We start from the raw sequence: 2,000 nt of genomic DNA, 5'->3' as shown, positions 1-2,000 counted from the left end.
GGGACGGCGTCGCCTGCTCGGTGAGGGGGAGGGTCTTCAGTTCTTTGCTGAGGGTGATCTGGGCGATGCCGCCGCCGGCTTCGATGGCCTGACGGATCTGCTCGCCCGAGGAGTGGAGCAGGGACGCACTCGGGATCGTGATCGTCTCCAGCCCCGACAGCCCCACGAACTGCTCGCCAATGCCAGCGTTGCTGAAGACGAGGACACCGGTGGCGCCAGCCCTGGTGGCGTTCTTGAACAGCTCCTCGGGAGGAAGCGCCCCGAATTCGATGAGGACGTAGTTGCCTTGGGCGTTGTCAGGGAAGTCCCTGGGGCTGCCATGGCCCGCGAAAACAATGCCGTGGGTCTGGTCATCGACCTCACCCGCCTGGAGTCGGTACGGTAGCTCGAGGCTCGTCCCCCCACTGACAACCGTGAGAGTCGTGGCGAGCATCTGGCTGTTGTCGACCGAGGCCACCGCCAACGCGTGCGGGGCGGAGGCTGGGGTGCCCAGGGTGCCGTCGTCGAGCATGTCGGTCTGGTCCACGTTGTTGGACGTGAGGGAGCCGTTGAGTGCCTCGTTTCCGGCGGCGACGACCACCTGCACCCCGGCCTGGTGGGCGAGGGCGACGGCGCGGCCCAGGCCGATGCTGTCCTGGTTGGTGCCGTTGGAGATGCCCAGTGACATGTTGATGACGTCGGCGCCGAGTTTCACGGAGTCCTCGATGGCGGCGATGACGTCGTCATCCATGGCCCTCCTGCTGTTGGCGGGGTCGTTGGAGAAGACCTTCATCGCCAGGAGTTGGGCGTTGGGGGCGATGCCGTTGATGCGGCCGTTGGTGGTGGCATCGGCGTCGGGGCCACCGTTGGCGGCCGCGATGCCTGCCACATGCATGCCGTGCATGTTGGAACCGGTGTCGACGAAGTTGGAGTTCTCGTCGGCGTAGTTCCAGCCGTAGGGGATCTTGTCGGTGGCGAGGTCGCCCTCCGGGGCGAGTTTCTTCTCCACGCCGTCGTCCAGCCTCATGTCCTGGTGGGTGGGGTCGATCCCTGAGTCGATGATCGAGATCACCGTTCCCGCCCCGTCAACACCCAGATTGGTGCGGGCCGACAGGGACTGCGTCATCTGCGCCGCCGTCTGCATGAAGGGTTGGTATTCCTTCATCCTCTGAACGCTCGCGACATCCGGGTCACTCCTGAGAGCCTGGACCTGATGTCCGGGAAGCGTGGCGGAGAAGCCGGTGACGAGGTGGGCGAACTTCCTGCGGACCTTGAAACCCTCAACGTCCTGCCAACGGGTCAGCACCCGTTCGACGGCGACGAGCCCGGTGAGGGCCGGATCAGGCGAGTCCGGCTGCTCCTTGAGCAGCACCATCACGGTCTGGGTCTCGCCCGAGTTCTCCGTATCCGTGCTGTTCGGTATGGGCTGGGCTGCCGGGGGTGGGGAGGCAGGTGGTGGGTCCTCGGCCCTCGCCGGTGAGGCGAACGGAGCAAGGAACAGCGAGATGGCCGTGACGGCCACCAGCGTTCTTCTCATTGATTTTTCTCCTGGTCGTTGGCATCTCTGCTTTCCTGACCCCCACGACAGGCTATCCCGGTGTTCCAGAAACCCAATGGGGCGAGGACAGAGATCCTCGCCCCATTGGGTCATCCTTTTGGCCTGCTCAACTCCCGGTCCGGGGGAGGCCCGGTCGGGTGATGGGTGGGATGGGTTTGGCCGGTTTCTGGGGCACACCCGGTCGACCGGGCTGACCCGGTGTCCCCGGATGTCCCGGCTGCCCGGGCGCTGGGGGTGGGGTCTTGGTCAGGGTGAGGCTGATGGTGCGCCTGGTGGTGTTGCCCGCGGAGTCGGTCGCGCTCAACTCCAGGTCGACGGTGGTGCCCGGGATGAGGCGGGTGTGGTCGAACTGGAGTTCCAGGGCGCCGTCCTCGGGGTCGGTGGCCTGGTAGTTCTCGCGGATGACCTGCCGGGGGTCCTTGCCGGGCTCGATGGTGAGGGCATCGGGTCCGGTGATCGTCGG

General features: G+C 66.1%; 1 protein-coding gene and 1 pseudogene. Both read right to left on the bottom strand.

Translation table 11 applies throughout. The features are described from left to right. Positions 1-1,516, bottom strand: a 1,516-nt coding sequence (locus EII35_RS15330; RefSeq protein ID WP_185744397.1) for a S8 family serine peptidase, incomplete at its 3' end; no start/stop codon positions are given. 127 nt (positions 1,517-1,643) lie between these two features. Beyond that, positions 1,644-2,000: pseudogene (locus EII35_RS16100) on the bottom strand (hypothetical protein); the annotation flags it as partial.

Source organism: Arachnia propionica (genome assembly GCF_003932785.1).
Classification (GTDB): Bacteria; Actinomycetota; Actinomycetes; order Propionibacteriales; family Propionibacteriaceae; genus Arachnia; species Arachnia propionica_B.
This window is presented reverse-complemented; position numbering and strand designations above follow the sequence as displayed.